This window comes from Fontisubflavum oceani, assembly GCF_030407165.1.
GTDB classification, from domain to species: domain Bacteria; phylum Pseudomonadota; class Alphaproteobacteria; order Rhodobacterales; family Rhodobacteraceae; genus Rhodophyticola; species Rhodophyticola oceani.
On record NZ_CP129111.1, the window covers coordinates 521,545 to 538,085 of the forward strand.

Sequence of the window (16,541 nt, forward strand, 5' to 3'; positions counted from 1 at the left end):
TCAGACCTCCTCTTCCAGGGCCAAAACGATGGTCAGGATTGATCCGAACACGACCAAATAGACCCCAATGTCGAAGAACAGCACCGAGGAAATCGGCAAGCCTTTGTCATCCTCCGTCTCTCCAATGAACAACCATTGCCCGGTGAACAGGGCATCCCCAAAGAAGGCGGCGAAGACGCCAGCGGCCAGGGCAATACCAAGGCCCACCATCGCGATCGATTGCGGGTCCACCCGGAGCGCGGCGCGCGTCGCCGAACAGCCATGCGCGATGGCGTAGAGGACAAAGCCCGTGGCCCCGATCAGTCCACCGATAAAGCCCCCACCCGGCAGGTTATGTCCCCGCAGCAGCATATAGATCGAGAAGAGCAGCAAGAGCCCCACCAAGAGCCGCGTGGCGGCGTTCAGGATCAGCGAATTCATCATTGGCCGTCCTCCTCGCGGGCGTCTTTCGGTCGCCCATAATATGTCCCGCGGAGAAGCGCATAGGCCGCCAGCGCCGCAATCATCACCACAGCGATCTCGCCAAAGGTATCCAGCGCCCGGAAATCCACGAGGATCACGTTAACGATGTTCCGGCCATAGGCTTCGGGCCAACTGGTGATTTCGAAATAGTCGGTCAGGCGTCTGTCGATATCGCCCTGCAACACCGCGATCAAAATCGCCGTTGTCACCAGGCCGACACTCACCGCCACTACTGCATGCCAAGGCCGTTTGTCTCGGTGCCCCGCCATGATCTCGAGGCGCGGCAGCTTCAACATCGCGACCGCCACCAACACCACGACCAGTGTCTCAACCAAAAGCTGCGTAATCGCCACATCGGGCGCGCTGAACATGATGAAGATCAGCGCCACGCCAATCCCAACCACGCCCAAGGAGGCAATCGCGGTCATCCGGCTGGAGGTAAACGCGGTCAGGATCGAGCCTGCCGCGACAAACACCAACACCGCCCAGTGTTTGAACAACAGCCCGTCCAGCTCAGCCCCGAGATCCAAGTCGAACGCCAACACATCGCGGGACCAGATCGTGATGGCGCTCAGAACCGCCAGGGTTGCGAAAATCACGAAGAGATAGCGCTGCAACACGCCCGATTGCAGGTGCCGGGTCTGCCACGCGGCAAGCGCTTTCAGACCGTCCAACACGCCATCCCAACCTGGGTCGAATTTGATCGGATTGGCGTCGAACAGGCGCGCGAGGAACGAGCGGAGCGGTCGGTGAACCACATAGATCACCGCCCCCGTCGCGAAGGTGATCAGGGACAGGATGAAGGCCGCATTGACCTCCTCAAAGAGATAGAGATCAACATCGACATCCGGGCTGCCATAGACCGCCCAAGTACCGGGCGCGACCAGCCAGGCTTCGATCGTGTCTGGAAAGAGACCAAAGAACAGGCTCAGACCGGCCAGAACCAACGGCCCGGTCAGCATGAAGACCGGCCCCTCATGCGCCGGTTTCGGCGTCTCGGCCAGCGGACCGAAGAAGGGCCGCAACGCCACAATCCCGGCGACCGCAAACATCAGGGCCGAGGCCGCGAAAGCCGCGCCGGTGACCCAGATCATCCCTTGATCCAGTTCCAAGCCCGCTTTGTAGAGGAACTCTTTGCCGATGAAGCCGACCAAGGGCGGGATACCCGCCATCGACACGGCGGCCACCGCCGCCGCCAATGCAGTGATCGGCATTTTGCGGCCCAAGCCGCGCAGCACCTCAGCTTCGCGCGTACCGGTGGCATGATCGACAATCCCGATCATCAGGAAGAGCGCGGCTTTGTAGAGCGAATGCACGACGAGAAAGAGCATCATTCCCTTGATCGCATCGCTTGTCCCCGCCCCGATGAAGAGCGTCAGCGTGCCAAGCGCCATCAGCGTGGTATAGGCCAGGACTTGTTTGATGTCGGTCTGCCGCATGGCCAGGATGCTGGCAAAGACGGCCGTAAACCCGCCCACGATCACCAACGTCCAGAACCACAGATCGGTGCTGCCCAGCGCCGGATTCATCCGCGCCATCAAGAACACGCCCGCCTTTACCATCGTGGCGGAGTGTAGATAGGCCGAGACCGGCGTCGGCGCGGCCATCGCGTTCGGCAGCCAGAAATGGAACGGAAACTGCGCCGATTTCGTGAAGGCGCCTGCGAGGAACAGGATCACGATCGGCACATAGAGCGGATGTGCCCGGATCATGTCGCCCTGGGTCAGGATCACGGAGAGCTCAAATGAGCCCGCCACATTGCCCAGCATGATGATGCCCGCCAGAAGCGCCAGCCCCCGGTCCCGGTCACAAGCAATGCTTGCAGGGCGGAACGGCGCGATTTCGCCTCGTCGGAGTTGAAGCCGATAAGCAGGTAGGAGGAGATCGTCGTCACCTCCCAAAACACGAAAAGCGCGATCAGGTTGTCGGCCAAAACCAGGCCCAACATCCCGCCCATGAACGCCATGAGGTAAAGCACGAAACGCGGATATTCCGGATGGTTGCCCAGGTATTTCGACGAATAAAGCGTTACCAATGCGCCGATGCCGCTGATCAACAGCGCGAAGGTCAGGCTCAGCCCATCCAGGATCACCGAGAGCCGGATATCCAGCGCGGGCACCCACTCATAGGCCCAAAGAATGACCTCGCCCGCCGCGACCTGCGGCACGAATTGCACCAAATAGGCAAAGATCGCCACGGGGATCAGAATCGACATCCATCCCGCTGGCCCGCCTGCTGCGCGCGGCACCTCTACGCCTGCCTCTGCCACGTCTGTCCCACCCTTCTCGTTCCTGGGCCTCGCCAGCCCTGTCTTCTCGGCCCCTTAAAGGCCGCGTTATCCCGCTGCTTCCAAAGTGATCGGAGAGACAAACCCCTCCGGCTTCACCGCGATCACCGCGCAATCCACCCGGTGCAAAATCGTCTCGGCCGTATTGCCCATTATGAACCCGCTGATGCCGGTCCGCCCCACTGTGCCCATCACGATCAGATCCGGGCCAAGAGCCTCGGCAAATTCCGCAATCGCGTCGCCGGGCAGACCCTTAATCATATGCAGATTGTCCCGCTCCACCTGCGGGTAGTCGGCCATCAGCGCATCGAAGCGGGCCTTTGCCTCTCCCCGTTCGCGCTCGACCATCTGATCCACTTCACCTTGGTATTTCGACGTATACCGCCCGTGGCGCAACGCATGTTCTTCCTGCAACCGCCAGGCATGCGCCACATGACAGACCGCCTTGTCACGCTCGGCGAGCGAGGTCGCCAGATCCATGACCAAATGGTCGAGTTTGTTGTGCACTGTCTCGCCTTCAGGATCCGGGTCAACCGTGGCCAGGACTGTGTCGAAATTCCCGTCGCCCGGGCCCTTCAACATCCAGACTGGGCAGGGGCATTTGCGCAGCAGATGCATATCGACGCCCTTCAAGACGCCCTTGCCGTGCGGGGCCGCCGTGGCCCCTTTTATCACAATGTCATGCCCCTCGCGCAGCACCATGCGAATGACCTCGACAAAGACACTGCCTTGCAACACCGCTTCGGTGGCCTCGACGCCTTCTGCGCGAGCCCGCTCTGCCATTTTTGCGAGGCGGTCCCGGTGATAGGCAATCACATCCTCTTCGATCTCCGCCCCGCGATGCCCCTGGATCGCGGACAAAAGCCGCGCCAACTCACCCGGGGCCGCATCAATCACATCGACCAAGGTCAAGGCCGCGCCATTGACCTTGGCCAAATACAACGCCCGCTCCAAAGCCACCTCATGCAGGCTGTCTTCGGTCAGGACTGTCAGAATGCTCTTAAAGCGTTTCACCGCAGCTCACCCAAATTCGGTTGACGGACACATAATGCGCGCTTGTCGATTGGGCCAATCGAAACTAAAATCGGTTTTGATAGATAATACCGATCAAAAACATGCCCACGCTTCAACAGCTTCGTTATCTGGTCGCCGTCGCCGACACGCTGCATTTCCGCCGCGCGGCCGAACGCGCCCATGTGACCCAACCAACGCTTTCCGGCCAATTGAAAGAGCTGGAGGCGAAACTCGGCATCCAGTTGGTCGAACGCTCACGCGCCCGCGTCGTGCTGACCCCGACCGGGGCGGAGATTGCCGCACGCGCCCGGGCGATCCTGCGCGATGTCTCGGATATCCAAGAGATTGCGAAACAGGGCCAGCACCCGCTTGGCGGCACGATCCGCGTCGGCGTCGTACAGTCGCTCGGCTCCTATCTCTTGCCGCTGGTGATCCCCGATCTGCATGCCAGCCACCCCGATTTGCGGCTCTATGTCCGTGAGGGGCTGGCCACCGACCTGCTAACGCGCATCGATGAAGGCCGTCTTGATCTCTTGTTCTTCCCCTTGCCCGTCACCGGCGCAGATCTAAATACCGCGCGGCTCTTTCGCGAGCCGCTCTTGGCCGTGACCGCGATAGACCATCCGCTTGCCGACCGCCCACAGGTTGCCCGGGAAGACCTGCGCGGCGAGACGATCTTGACGCTAGAGCCGGGGCACAGGTTGCACGAACAGATGAAACAGATTTGTGCCGATACCGGCGCCGAGCTGAGCCTCGATTATGAGGCCACGTCGCTTGATACGATCCGGCAAATGGTGGCCATGGGGCTTGGCATCTCGCTTTTGCCTGCGCTTTATGTCCGATCCGAGGTGACCCAAAACGCGCTGGTGACATCGCGCCCTCTAGCCGGTCCGGTGCCGTTCCGCTCCATCGGTATGGTCTGGCGCAAAACCGCGCCCCGCAGCCGGGAATTTGCTGAACTGGCGCAAATCTTGCGCCGCATATTGCGCGAGGCCGCCCCTGAGGTGACGGTTATCGACTGACAGATCCATGATGCAGAAAAGTTAAGGGCGATCCCCGCCTGACTGACGGCAGGGGTCAGGTAAGGATCGCCCAATGGTAACGCTGCGAGTCCGTGAATACTGGAAGGGACTAAACAACCAGCATGAGCATCGTCACCGACGGCGGAGATGCGCGTGCCCACATCCCCTCCACATGATCCTTTCTTTCACAACTCTTGCAAAAGGCAAATACAATCGCATATGAACATTCGATAGAAAAAAACTAACGAGCATCCTATGCCTGTCTCCGTGCCACCGCTCACTTTGCGCCAGATGCGCTATCTTGTTGCGCTAGAAGAAACCGCCCATTTCCGTGAAGCCGCTGAATCCTGTGGCATTTCTCAACCCTCGCTCTCCGTGCAGATCAAAACGCTCGAAGATGCGCTTGGCCTGACCCTGGTCGAACGCGGTCGTGGACCGGTGCGGCTCACGCTGGCGGGGCGCGAAGTCTCCTCCCGGTCCCGCGATATCCTTGACGCGACTCAAGGGATTCTCGACCTCTCGGTGACCTTGCAATCGGGCCTGGGCGGAACCTTGCGTCTTGGCACCTCTGCCACACTCGGCCCCTATCTGATGCCGCATGTGGTCGGCGATCTGCATCGCAGCCACCCCGACCTTCGGCTTTATATCCGCGAAGCCTCCCCGCGCGAACTTCTTCGTGAGTTGAACGATGGGATGCATGATCTGATCCTGACGCAGTTGCCGGTATCTGGGGCGGCGCTCACCACATCCCGGCTGTTCCGCGAGCCGCTGTCGGTGGCCCTGCCGGTTGATCATCCACTGGCAGAGAAAGAGATGCTCGACGGGCCCGATCTGTCGGATCAAACGATTCTCTCCCTCTCACCTAGCTACACCTTGCATGATCAGATTGCCGCAGTGTGCCTTGAAACCGGCGCCACGCTGTCACGGGATTACGAAGGCACCTCGCTTGATGCCCTTCGTCAAATGGTGGCGATGGGGATGGGCGTCACCTTCCTGCCGACGCTTTATGTCAAATCCGAAATTGAAAACCGCGCCCAGGATGTTGTCGTCCGACCGTTCCGTGGCCGCCGGTTCTCGCGCTCCGTCGGGTTGGTCTGGCGCTCCGCCACGGGGGCCGCAAGCGCCTATGAGCGGCTGGCGCAGCTGATCCGCGACACCGCAGGTCGGTTCCCCGATCTGGTGATCGAAGGTTAAGCCACAAGCCGCGCCGCATGAGGCCGCGACGTGGTGGGCAGCCAAGCAGAACACGCTCATGAGCGCCCGGTGGCCTTCCGGCGCCTCATGAGGACACCGGGCAATGGACGCGATGGTTGCTGGCGGCATAAGCCTCGTAGGGCTGTGGCCATCTAGCATACCGCGAAGTTCATCGCCAAATATGCGCCGGGCCTCATACTGCGCGAAGGTCAAGAGGCTTTCGGCAAAACCAGGCTACCGAGCGTGGTCCGCACCGGTCGCGGAGATCACCCGACAGGTTACAAAAAACCCGCGCCCCGGCCTTTTTCGTAACCTATTGGCAACCGGCGCGCCTCACCTTTGCGCTTGCCAGTTGCCGGGGTTTCTTGCTCAACTCCGCCAACTTGCAACCAGGATGGCAGGCCGCATGATCCATATCGATGCTGCGCAATATGGGCGCAGACCCGGGGAGCCTCTTCTCCCGACACACGTCGGGCACCGGACAAACCAGGTTAATGCCGGCGAAGTCACGCGCGGTCCCCGCGACGCCCTGCAACGGCCAATCTCTCTTTGGGACATCCGCGATGTTCTGTATTGCCACCAGGGCCTGACCGCTGTCGGATTCGACAAATCCAAAATCACTGGCATCATGGGCGGCACCTAGTAGGCCAAGTTTTATCAGGTGCTCGCAAACTCAGATGAATGATTTGACCCATATCCCCCCCAAAACGCTGGCGCTTCGCCCGCCGGATATGGTGATGCGACTGGCGCGGATGGGGGCAAGCTTTCCAACCAGGCTGAGTTTCCTGCGTGTTTTGATGCGCCGACTGCATCAAGACAAAGTCAGCGTGACCAGACGGTTATGGGAGATGACACCCGAAGGATATGGTCGGGCCGTTTATACATTGACCCTCGGTGGGCATAGTTATGCGCTGGTTGCCTTCTCTCATGCCTTGGACACCGACGACCGAACCGACCGCGTTATCGCCGAACGATGGGACACGACTTATGCGCTGTTCGATGGGCTGCCGACGCGGGGGGATCTAGATCGGCTGGAAGCCAATGTGCCGCTCCAAGAGGCGGGCCGCGTCTCGCCGCGAGAGTTGGTGTTGAGCCGCGCCAACAAAAGCGTTCGTCTGTTTGATCATGTGGTCGATGCCTTGGCCAACGGCCAGCAGCCGGACACCGAAAAGCTGTTCGCGACCGGGTATCTCATGCGCACGACGGCGGTTTATGGCAATGGCAAATTCGGCTTGGCCGATCGGGCCCAAATTGCCGGGCGACCGGCGCTTGGCGGTGCCTTTCAGGCCGAGATGCTCACCGTTTGGCTGATCCGGCATTTTACACATGACTTGGTCGACCACATCGCCAAGGCCCGTGCACCAGAACGGGCCGTGTCTTTGTCGAATGAAAACAAGCGGCTTTTGGGTATCGGCAATGCAACCGGCCTTGGCATGGCGCCGTTTCTTGCGACCCATCCTGAGCTAACCCATGCCTGGGTTTTGGCCCGCGAGACGGCCTTGGCTCGGATACGCGCCCTGCCAACGGCAAGCGCATCGGACAAAACGGCATTCGCACAGACCCTGGACCAAGCCATCGCCCATGTGGAGAATTGGGATGTCGCGGACCCGACCCAGATGGCGCGCATCCACGGCCTTCGGCGCGACCTGTCTGCGATCCGCGATCTGACGAGAACCGGATGTTTGGACGCGCCCCACCCTTGGGAAAACCTGAGCCTTGAGGCCCTGGCGTATGGCCTGGAAGCGCAGGAATGCCTAAATGCCGTAATGATGGAGCCCTATGGCGCTTTGATCGATGATTTGGCGATGGAGATGCAAACCGGAGTGCCAAAACGGCTGTCGCCACGGATGCGCTTGGACGAGCTCGCAACGATCATCCGGCAAACCTATGCCTGGGCCCTGAAGATAGATTTCGACGACCCCGGTGAGACCCATCAGTTCTGGTATGTCTCCGAAGATAAGGCGGAACCGAGGCTGGGTGTTCGGGCTGAAGAACCGGGCGGAGAATTGGAGACCCCGCTGGACATTGCGCGCCAGGTGCAAGGCCTCGACCGGGCGCTGCGAGAGGCGCACCCCACCGATAGCGTCGCGGCGTTTCTAATGCGCCGCCCAGATCAGCGGCATGTGGTCGACCGTGTGCAGAGCATCGCGACCCATCCTTATGGAGAGATTCGCGACAACCTCATTGGGCAGGCCTGCCTGCCAATTGATCTGCTGCGCTTCAAACTCGCGTTTTTCGGCGCCACCCGGTTTGATCCAAAATCCGACCGCTGGACCCGGATCACGCTCTGCCAAGGTGCGCCTCTGGTCGGCGAGATCGCTGAGGTCGATCCAGATGGCTGGGCGCTCTGGTCACCGCCACGCGCGACCGCCGCATGATCACACCATCGCTCAATGAAGTGGCCAAAAAGATGCACGATGCGGCGCGCGGTGCCGGTTGGCCGCAAGGGATCGCTGCCGAGATCGGCGCGGCAGCAGCTTGGTTATCCGCGCAAGGGGCGAATGGCGTTGGCATCGCGCTCGACGCGCTGCAATCGGCACCAAGCCCCGTTGAAGCCTGGCAAAACGGCGACGACATCTGGCGCATAGGCCCCGGCCCTGTCGCCCTTGTCGGACCGTCAGCGCTTGACCTAGCACTCACAGGTGATGGCCCCGTTTGTATGACCCTGGACGATAGCCCAGCTCTCTTTTTAGGGTTTGCCGGGTGGGCCTCCACCCAAACCGAACAGCGGATCACGCTGGACGGGGCAATCGCAGCAAAAATTGACGCCGGGCATTTGTTGGGGGCACCGCATAACGACCCCGCCCGCCGGGACATTTTGATCACGCTGCAACCCGGTATGGCGCAACACCCACCTGGCTTGGGCCGCCAAACGCCCGGTGCCACAGCCTGGACTGAGGCCGAAAGCTTCGCGGCAAAAACGCGCGTTCCCACCACAGAGACCTCACGCACCCGCGGGGCAGGTGCAGATGGGATTGACGCTGACTGACCCCCTGATGAAAGAATGGCTTATGAATGAAATCCTCGGCCTAGACGATGTGGAGGCGCTTGCGCGCGATGCGTTGAAACGTGCAGGTGCCAGCGATCGGGCGGCGGCCTCCGTCGCGCGATCGACCCGCGCCGCTGAGCGCGACAGTATCCGCAGTCACGGATTGATGTATGTGCCGATTTATGCGGAACATCTGCGCTGCGGCAAAGTGGAGGGCTTGGCCGAACCAGAGGTCCACCGCCCCAAGCCCAGTGCTGTGAGAGTCGATGCAAAAGATGGCTTTGCACATCCGGCGATCGACGCGGGCTTCGACTCTCTGATCGAGGCCGCGACAGCCCAAGGCATCGCCGCGATGACGGTTCATAACAGTTACAATTGTGGCGTTCTGGGCCATCACGCAGAGCGGATCGCCGACGCTGGATTGTTGGGCCTGTGTTTCACCAATGCGCCAGCGTCGATTGCGCCCTGGGGCGGCAAAACACCGGTCGTCGGCACCAACCCGTTCGCGCTTGGCGTACCGGATGGTGCGGGCGGGGCAACGCTTGTGATCGACCAATCAGCCAGCGCAATCGCGAAATCTGAGATTATGCTGCGCGCACGAGAGGGACGCGCCATCGAAGAGGGTTGGGCGTTTGATGCCACCGGCGCGCCGACGACAGATGCCGAGGCGGCTCTCAAAGGGTCGATGGCGCCGGCCGGCGGATATAAGGGGTTTGGTGCCGGTTTGATGGTTGAGGTCTTCGCGGCGGCGTTGGCCGGGGCAACTTTGGGCAAAGATGCCTCCCCCTTCTCGGGCCCACTGGGTGGACCGCCGCGCACCGGGCAATGCTTCATCGCCGTTGAGACAGGCGCGCTGTCTGGCGGCGCTTTTGGTGCACGAATCGAAGACTTGGCAGCCGCGATCGCGGACCAAGACGGCGCGCGGCTTCCCGGCAGCACCCGAGCGGCGGCCCGGGCCCGCACGGAGGCGGATGGGGTGATCGTGCCGCAAGACCTTTTGGAACGGATCATCAACTCATGACGAGACGAGGATCAGATGCCTGATAGCGCCCTCAAGGGCGTCTCGATCAAAGGGTTGGAAGTGTTCGAGGCGCTCGCTCGTACCGGCTCGGTCGCGGGCGCGGCGGAGCGCTTGGGCATGAGCGCCCCCGCAGTCTCGCAACAGTTGAAGAACCTCGATGCGGCTCTGGGCATTGAGCTCATCGACCATTCGCGCCGCCCGATGACATTGACTGCCGCGGGGCGGCTGTTTTTGCGCCGGGTCGAGGCAGCGTTGTCAGCCCTTCGGATGGGACAACGCGATTTGGTGACACTCGACCTGTCAGGGCTTTCGGCACTCAGAATGGGGGTGATCGAAGATTTCGAGAACGAGGTGACACCGACCCTGACATCGCGGCTGGCCGAGACTATGCAAAACTGCGCGTTTCGGCTGCAGACCGGGGCGAGCCACGCGATGCAGGCCCTGATCGGTGCGCGAGAATTGGACATCGCGATCTGCGCCGCGGGGCGGACGGCCCCGCCCGGAACCGTGACCCATCCGTTGTTGAATGACCCCTACATTCTGGCAGTGCCGCGAGGGACCGATGTCTCCGCCGGGCTCAATGCCCTTACTGACATGGCCTTTCTTCGGCGGGACATGGATCAGATCATGGGCAAACAGATCGAAGAATATCTCGGTCGCCACGGATGGACGCCGCCGCAGCGGTTTGAGATGGATTCCAACCAATCCATCAGCGCCCTGGTCGCAGGGGGCAAGGGCTGGACGATCACAACGCCTTTGAGCCTGCTCCGCGCCGGGCGGTTTGCGGGCGGCATTGATGCGCATCCTTTGCCCAATGAAGGCGCGTCACGGCAAATCGTTCTCTATGCCAGCGAAGATTGGACTGGCGATATTCCCGGCCAGATCGCAGCGATTGCACGGGAGTTGATCGCGTTGCATTTCACCACACCTGGACTGGAAGCCATGCCGTGGCTGGCAAGCCAGTTCGTGGTTCTGGACTGACAAATCTGCGTTGATGACCAACCAAATGCGGGACATCGGGTGGGCTTCCAGTTCCGCAAATCACCGAGAATGGGATGATGTTGGGAGATGTGAACAGGCTGAAACTGATGGGCCACGATGCCGTCGCGGAATCAAATGAGTTTCTTGGCTCGCCACACGAATGATTCTTTCGCAATCGCCGTCGCTTCGGCGGGACCTGCGACATCGAGTCCAGCGATGCTTTCCGCTTCGTAGGCGACTTCCGCCGCATCGCGGCGGTGTTCGATGGATAGCCTTACAGCGCCGATCTAATGAACCCGTTGAAACGCCTCACACTTTTGTGAAATTGAGAAAATATTTACAATTTCTGCGCCGCGACATGAAAACCTGTTACAGGAAAGTCGTGGAACGTCAGGAAGATGTTCTGGATTTAACGAATTCCTGTAACCTCACGCACATTGGCGCCGTTGCGTAAATGGGGACGTGAGGACCCGGTTCGGAGCCAATCATAGGAGGGTTAAGTCGCGCTCATCCGGGGGAGGAGAACAGACCCGGGCGGCCCGCGATGCAACGCTCCAAGAGACGGTTGGGGGAGGCTAGCCATTGAATTCGGCCCGATGATGCGGGCCCCGGTCAAAGTCAGCGTATTGCTCGCGCGGCTTTCCGGAAACGCAGAACGCGTCGGGCCCAATGCGGGCCCATCATGGCTCAACGCGTTTTTGCCGATGGGAACCTGAGCCCGCGACTCTTTAAGGGAGAGAGACCTTGCCCAAAGACACCCCCGATCTGCTGCCCGGTGCCCATATTGACGCCGCCCGTTACGAAGAGATGTATGCCGCCTCGGTCAACGACCCGGACGGGTTTTGGGGCGAACACGGGCTGCGGATCGATTGGATCAAGCCCTTCACCAAGGTCAAAGACACCTCTTTCGAACATGACAATGTCCATGTGAAATGGTTCGAAGACGGCACGCTGAACGTCTCGGCCAACTGCATTGACCGGCATTTGGCGACCCGGGGTGATCAGACCGCGATCATCTTTGAGCCTGATGAGCCCGGTGATGAGGCGCAACACATCACCTATAACACGCTGGCCGAAAAGGTCGGCACCTTTGCCAATGTTCTGAAAGAATGCGGTGTCAAGAAGGGCGATCGGGTCGTTCTCTATCTCCCGATGATCCCCGAAGCTGCCTATGCCATGCTGGCCTGTGCCCGGATCGGTGCGATCCACTCCATCGTCTTCGCCGGGTTCTCCGCCGACGCGCTTGGTGCCCGGATCAACGGCTCTGGCGCAAAGCTGGTGATCACGGCTGATGGCGCTCCGAGGGGCGGGCGCGTCACCGAGTTGAAAGACAACGTCAACAAGGCGCTTCTGCACAATGTGATCGACACCAAATGTCTGGTCGTGAAGCGCACGGGTGATCAAGTCGCCTGGGTCGGTGGCCGGGACATCTGGTATGATGATGTTGCCAGCCGCGTCTCATCCGACTGTCCGCCAGAAGAGATGAGTGCCGAAGATCCGCTGTTCATCCTCTACACCTCTGGCTCAACCGGACAGCCCAAAGGCGTGGTGCACACCACGGGTGGCTACATCGTCTATGCGTCGATGACCCATCAATACAGCTTCGACTATCATGACGGCGACATCTTCTGGTGCACGGCGGATGTGGGCTGGGTCACGGGTCACAGCTATATTGTCTATGGCCCGCTGGCCAATGGCGCCACGACCCTGATGTTCGAAGGCGTGCCGACCTATCCGGATGCGGGCCGCTTCTGGCAGGTCTGCGAGAAACACAAGGTCAATCAGTTCTATACGGCCCCCACAGCGATCCGGGCACTGATGGCCAAGGGCACCAGCTTTGTTGAGAAATACGACCTCAGCAGCCTGAAACTGCTTGGCACCGTGGGGGAGAACATCAACCCCGAGGCCTGGAACTGGTACAACGAGAATGTCGGCAAGGGGAAATGCCCGATCGTCGACACCTGGTGGCAGACCGAAACTGGCGGCCACATGATGACGCCGCTGCCCGGCGCCCACGAGCTGGAAGCCCGGCGCGGCGCAGAAACCCTTCTTCGGTGTGCAGCCGCTGGTGTTGGAGCCAACCTCTGGCGAGATCATCGAAGGCAACGATGTTGAGGGCGTTCTGGTGCTGAAAGACAGCTGGCCGGGTCAGATGCGCACCGTCTGGGGCGATCATGACCGCTTCGTGAAGACCTATTTCAGCGACTACAAAGGCTACTACTTCTCGGGTGATGGCTGCCGCCGCGACGCGGATGGCGAGTATTGGATCACCGGCCGCGTCGATGATGTGATCAACGTCTCTGGCCACCGTATGGGGACAGCCGAGGTTGAATCCGCGCTTGTCGCGCATGAGACCGTTTCGGAGGCCGCAGTGGTCGGCTACCCGCATCCCGTGAAAGGTCAGGGCATCTATTGCTACGTGACCTTGATGAATGATGAGACGCCATCGGATGAGCTGAAAGTGACGCTCTCGAACTGGGTGCGCCGTGAAATCGGCCCGATTGCCAAACCGGATGTCATTCAATGGGCCCCCGGCCTGCCAAAGACCCGCTCCGGCAAGATCATGCGGCGCATTCTGCGCAAGATTGCTGAGAATGATTTCGGGTCGCTTGGGGATACTTCGACACTGGCCGATCCTTCGGTGGTCGACGAGTTGATCGAAAACCGGGCCAATAAGTGAGACGGGTCAGATGACAGCAGAGACCATCACCCGCCCCGTAAACCTGATTTTGCTCGGCCCCCCGGGGCCGGCAAAGGCACGCAAGCCCGGATGCTCGAAGAGCGGTTCGGGCTCGTGCAGCTTTCCACCGGTGATTTGCTGCGCGGCGCGGTTGCCGCAGGCACACCTGCGGGCCTGGCGGCGAAAGCCGTTATGGAAGCTGGCGAGCTGGTCTCTGATGAGATCGTGCTGGCGGTGCTCAAAGAGCGACTGGAGCAGCCGGATGTCACCAAAGGCACGATCCTCGATGGCTTTCCTCGGACAGATGCACAGGCCGAGGCGCTGGACCGGCTTTTGACCGAGAAGGATCAGAAGATCGACGCGGTGATCAGCCTTGAGGTGGATGACGAGGCGATGATCGCCCGTGTGGCCGGGCGCTACACCTGCGCCGCCTGTGGCGAGGGCTATCACGATGATTTCAAACAGCCCAAAGCCGAAGGGGTTTGCGACAAATGCGGCGGGACGGAGATGAAGCGCCGCGCCGATGACAATGCGGAAACGGTGCGCACGCGGCTTCAGGCCTATCACGCGCAAACCGCCCCGCTGATCGACTATTACGCCGCGCGCGATGCGCTGACCGAGGTGCCTGCCATGGGCAGCATCGACGACATCGCCACGGCACTTGACGCCATCGTCGGGGAACTGACGACGGCGTCTTAACCAGAATTCGCCGCGGCCCGAACCAGACATCGGGTGGCGGCGGGTACCAAGTCCGTCAGGTCAAGGAGGGCCTGCCGGACGTCACTCGAAGGGAGTAAGCAATGGCAGAACAGCCAAATAATAACGCATACTGGTCTGCGAACATCCGCCTGGTCACCATCTGCTTGGTGATCTGGGCGATTGCGTCGTACGGCTTTGCGATCCTATTGCGCCCGCTTCTCAGCGGTATTGCAGTGGGCGGAACCGATCTGGGCTTCTGGTTTGCCCAGCAGGGATCGATCCTCGTCTTCCTGTTCCTGATCTTCTTCTACGCCTGGCGTATGAATAAGCTCGATAAGGAACATGGCGTGGACGAAGAGTAAGGGACGGACCAGACCATGGATCAGACAACACTCAATATTATCGTGGTGGGGCTGTCTTTCTGCCTCTACTTCGGTATCGCGATTTGGGCCCGCGCGGGCTCCACATCGGAGTTTTACGCCGCCGGTCGCGGCGTGAACCCAGTCGTCAACGGGATGGCAACGGCGGCGGACTGGATGTCGGCGGCCTCGTTCATCTCGATGGCGGGCCTTATTGCCTTCGTTGGCTACAACAACTCCACCTTCCTGATGGGTTGGACCGGCGGCTATGTGCTTATGGCGATGCTGCTTGCGCCCTACTTGCGGAAGTTCGGCAAGTTCACGGTGCCGGAATTCATCGGTGATCGGTATTACTCCAACACGGCCCGCGTGGTGGCGGTGGTCTGCCTCATCGTGATCTCGGTGACCTACGTGATCGGTCAGATGACCGGCGCTGGCGTGGCTTTCTCGCGCTTCCTGGAAGTGGATGTGACCACCGGCCTGATCATCGCATCGGCAACCGTGTTCGTTTACGCGGTTCTGGGCGGTATGAAAGGCATCACCTACACTCAGGTGGCGCAGTACTGCGTTCTGATTATCGCCTACACGATTCCGGCGATCTTCATCTCGCTGCAGCTGACCGGCAACCCGATCCCGGGTCTGGGTCTGTTCTCGGAGCACACTGCGTCGGGTCAGCCTCTGCTTGTCACGCTGGACGGTCTGCTGACCGATCTGGGCTTCAACGAGTACACCACGGGGACCAGCCCCTGGCTGATGGCGCTCTTCACCTTGTCGCTGATGATCGGTACCGCAGGTCTGCCGCACGTGATCATCCGCTTCTTCACGGTGCCGAAAGTGGCCGACGCCCGTTGGTCCGCTGGTTGGGCGTTGGTGTTCATCGCACTGCTGTATCTGACCGCACCTGCGGTTGGGGCCATGGCGCGCCTGAACATCACCACCACGATGTGGCCCGAAGGTGTGCAAGGTGAAGCCGTTGCGGCAGATGAGTTGCCGGATTGGTTCCAGACCTGGTCTGTGACTGGCCTTTTGGCGGTCGAAGACAAAAACGGCGACGGTCGGATCCAGTACTACAACGACAACTCCGAAGAGATGCAGGCCCTGGCGGCCGAGCGTGGCTGGGAGGGCAATGAGCTTGTCACCTTCAACCGTGACATCCTCGTGCTCGCCAACCCAGAGATTGCGCAGCTTCCGGGCTGGGTCATCGCGTTGATCGCGGCCGGCGGTCTGGCGGCGGCGCTGTCCACAGCGGCGGGTCTTCTTCTGGCGATCTCGTCGGCGATCTCGCACGACCTCATCAAGTCGACGATCAATCCGGATATTTCCGAACGCGGTGAACTTCTTGCCGCCCGGATATCGATGGCCGGTGCGATTGTGTTGGCGACCTATCTGGGCCTGAACCCACCAGGCTTTGCGGCGCAAACCGTGGCCCTGGCCTTCGGTCTCGCGGCGGCGTCGCTCTTCCCGACGCTGATGATGGGGATCTTCTCCAAACGGATGAACTCCGCCGGGGCGACCTGGGGGATGCTGGCCGGTCTGATCGTGACCTGCTTGTATCTGTTCACCTATCTGGGCTGGTTCTTCATTCCTGGCACCAACATGCTGGAGAACACCTCGGCGAACTACCTGTTCGGCATTCCGCCGACTCATTTCGGGCCAATCGGTGCGCTGGCCAACTTCCTGGTTGCGTATCTTGTGTCGCGGGCAACCGCTGCGCCGCCACAGGAAATCCAGGACCTCGTGGAATCCGTTCGGATCCCGCGTGGCGCTGGCGCTGCGGTGGATCACTAGGGGATCGCCCATTAGGGCCTGCGACACCGTGGGCCCTATCACAAC

At 60.8% G+C, this 16,541-nt stretch carries 12 protein-coding genes and 2 pseudogenes; 10 read left to right on the plus strand and 4 right to left on the minus strand.

Features of this window, described 5'->3' with window-relative positions:
- The 4 genes from QTA57_RS02715 to QTA57_RS02730 form a co-directional block, all read right to left on the minus strand.
- A complete protein-coding gene (locus QTA57_RS02715; protein WP_253261135.1) occupies positions 1-423 on the minus strand; it encodes a Na+/H+ antiporter subunit B in 423 nt (140 codons plus the stop codon).
- Complete coding sequence (gene mbhE, locus QTA57_RS02720) at positions 420-2,231, minus strand: hydrogen gas-evolving membrane-bound hydrogenase subunit E (RefSeq protein WP_290153444.1); 1,812 nt, start codon at positions 2,229-2,231, stop codon at positions 420-422. Before mbhE ends, QTA57_RS02715 begins: the two co-directional genes overlap by 4 nt.
- Entirely contained in the window at positions 2,192-2,731 is a 540-nt protein-coding gene (locus QTA57_RS02725) for a proton-conducting transporter transmembrane domain-containing protein (RefSeq protein WP_290153446.1), read from the minus strand. Before QTA57_RS02725 ends, mbhE begins: the two co-directional genes overlap by 40 nt.
- A gap of 66 nt (positions 2,732-2,797) precedes the next feature.
- A complete protein-coding gene (locus tag QTA57_RS02730) occupies positions 2,798-3,763 on the minus strand; it encodes a universal stress protein (protein ID WP_290153447.1) in 966 nt (321 codons plus the stop codon).
- A 101-nt stretch (positions 3,764-3,864) separates the two neighbouring features.
- On the opposite strand from QTA57_RS02730, the gene QTA57_RS02735 reads away from it, so the two are divergent.
- The 10 genes and pseudogenes from QTA57_RS02735 (at position 3,865) to QTA57_RS02780 (ending at position 16,496) form a co-directional block, all read left to right on the plus strand.
- Positions 3,865-4,785: a hydrogen peroxide-inducible genes activator gene (locus tag QTA57_RS02735; RefSeq protein ID WP_290153449.1), complete on the plus strand. Its 921-nt coding sequence runs from the start codon at positions 3,865-3,867 to the stop codon at positions 4,783-4,785.
- A 267-nt stretch (positions 4,786-5,052) separates the two neighbouring features.
- Positions 5,053-5,979 (plus strand): hydrogen peroxide-inducible genes activator, encoded by a 927-nt coding sequence (locus QTA57_RS02740; protein WP_290153451.1) that lies wholly within the window; start codon positions 5,053-5,055, stop codon positions 5,977-5,979.
- A gap of 677 nt (positions 5,980-6,656) precedes the next feature.
- Positions 6,657-8,357, plus strand: a complete 1,701-nt coding sequence (locus QTA57_RS02745) for a hypothetical protein (RefSeq protein WP_290153453.1) — start codon at positions 6,657-6,659, stop codon at positions 8,355-8,357.
- Positions 8,354-8,968, plus strand: coding sequence for a DUF3726 domain-containing protein (locus QTA57_RS02750; protein WP_290153455.1), 615 nt, complete (start codon positions 8,354-8,356; stop codon positions 8,966-8,968). The genes QTA57_RS02745 and QTA57_RS02750 overlap by 4 nt, the downstream gene beginning before the upstream one ends.
- Before the next feature lie 7 nt (positions 8,969-8,975).
- On the plus strand, positions 8,976-9,989 hold the full coding sequence (locus tag QTA57_RS02755) for an Ldh family oxidoreductase (RefSeq protein ID WP_290153456.1): 1,014 nt from the start codon (positions 8,976-8,978) through the stop codon (positions 9,987-9,989).
- A gap of 15 nt (positions 9,990-10,004) precedes the next feature.
- Positions 10,005-10,970 (plus strand): LysR family transcriptional regulator, encoded by a 966-nt coding sequence (locus QTA57_RS02760; RefSeq protein WP_145212549.1) that lies wholly within the window; start codon positions 10,005-10,007, stop codon positions 10,968-10,970.
- 807 nt (positions 10,971-11,777) lie between these two features.
- A pseudogene (gene acs, locus QTA57_RS02765) lies at positions 11,778-13,650 on the plus strand (acetate--CoA ligase).
- A 10-nt stretch (positions 13,651-13,660) separates the two neighbouring features.
- A pseudogene (locus QTA57_RS02770) lies at positions 13,661-14,349 on the plus strand (adenylate kinase).
- Positions 14,350-14,450: 101 nt separating this feature from the next.
- The gene (locus tag QTA57_RS02775; protein WP_145212558.1) at positions 14,451-14,711 is read left to right on the plus strand and encodes a DUF4212 domain-containing protein; all 261 of its coding nucleotides are present in this window, start codon (positions 14,451-14,453) and stop codon (positions 14,709-14,711) included.
- Positions 14,712-14,726: 15 nt separating this feature from the next.
- Positions 14,727-16,496, plus strand: coding sequence for a sodium:solute symporter family protein (locus QTA57_RS02780; protein WP_290153458.1), 1,770 nt, complete (start codon positions 14,727-14,729; stop codon positions 16,494-16,496).
- The last annotated feature ends 45 nt before the right edge of the window (positions 16,497-16,541 follow it).

What these genes read in the sequence shown, in the direction of transcription:
- QTA57_RS02715 (WP_253261135.1), bottom strand. Translation starts at nt 423, where the DNA reads ATGATGAATTCGCTGATCCTGAACGCCGCCACGCGGCTCTTGGTGGGG.
- mbhE (WP_290153444.1), bottom strand. Translation starts at nt 2,231, where the DNA reads ATGCTGGGCAATGTGGCGGGCTCATTTGAGCTCTCCGTGATCCTGACC.
- QTA57_RS02735 (WP_290153449.1), top strand. Translation starts at nt 3,865, where the DNA reads ATGCCCACGCTTCAACAGCTTCGTTATCTGGTCGCCGTCGCCGACACG.
- QTA57_RS02745 (WP_290153453.1), top strand. Translation starts at nt 6,657, where the DNA reads ATGAATGATTTGACCCATATCCCCCCCAAAACGCTGGCGCTTCGCCCG.
- QTA57_RS02750 (WP_290153455.1), top strand. Translation starts at nt 8,354, where the DNA reads ATGATCACACCATCGCTCAATGAAGTGGCCAAAAAGATGCACGATGCG.
- QTA57_RS02755 (WP_290153456.1), top strand. Translation starts at nt 8,976, where the DNA reads ATGAAAGAATGGCTTATGAATGAAATCCTCGGCCTAGACGATGTGGAG.
- QTA57_RS02760 (WP_145212549.1), top strand. Translation starts at nt 10,005, where the DNA reads ATGCCTGATAGCGCCCTCAAGGGCGTCTCGATCAAAGGGTTGGAAGTG.
- QTA57_RS02775 (WP_145212558.1), top strand. Translation starts at nt 14,451, where the DNA reads ATGGCAGAACAGCCAAATAATAACGCATACTGGTCTGCGAACATCCGC.
- QTA57_RS02780 (WP_290153458.1), top strand. Translation starts at nt 14,727, where the DNA reads ATGGATCAGACAACACTCAATATTATCGTGGTGGGGCTGTCTTTCTGC.